Raw genomic sequence first — 532 nt, 5'->3', positions numbered from 1 at the left:
TCTAAATACCATTGATAAAGATATAAAACATAGGCTAACTCGCTATTATGCAATGGATTCTTGAGCATCAATCTCTCATTCTTTCTTCTCTTTTTGCCGCGACAGCGAGCGGTGTCGCCGTGGGTTGGTGGGTAAAGCAGCGCTTTATTACCCAGACTCAACTACTCGAACAGCAGTTGGTGTCAGAAAAACAGCTTCATCAACAACAGCTTGAACAAGTAAAGCAAAGCCTTGCCGATGCGCAGCAAGAGTTGGATGAACTCGACAACGAGCGCGATAAAGCGGCCTTTGAAGTTCGCCAATCACACGGCAAGTTGATGGCGGCCATGGAGAAATTGCGTTACTTCGAAGCCGTCAAACAAGAACGTCAGCAGTATTTTGATGAGCTGGGCCAAATGCGTGAACAAAAATCCCGTTTGGAAACGCAGCTTCGTGAGCAGCAGGCGCGCCACGAGCAAATGAATCAGGCTAATACGGAAAAACTGCAAAGTTTAGAGCAGGCCGAAGTGCGTCTGAAACAACAGGTTGAGCA

General features: G+C 47.2%; 1 pseudogene. It reads left to right on the top strand.

The features are described from left to right. Window positions 1-47: 47 nt before the first annotated feature. A pseudogene (locus R7044_RS27735) lies at window positions 48-532 on the top strand (DNA recombination protein RmuC); the annotation flags it as partial.

Source organism: Vibrio sp. 1402 (genome assembly GCF_033340275.1).
This window is presented reverse-complemented; position numbering and strand designations above follow the sequence as displayed.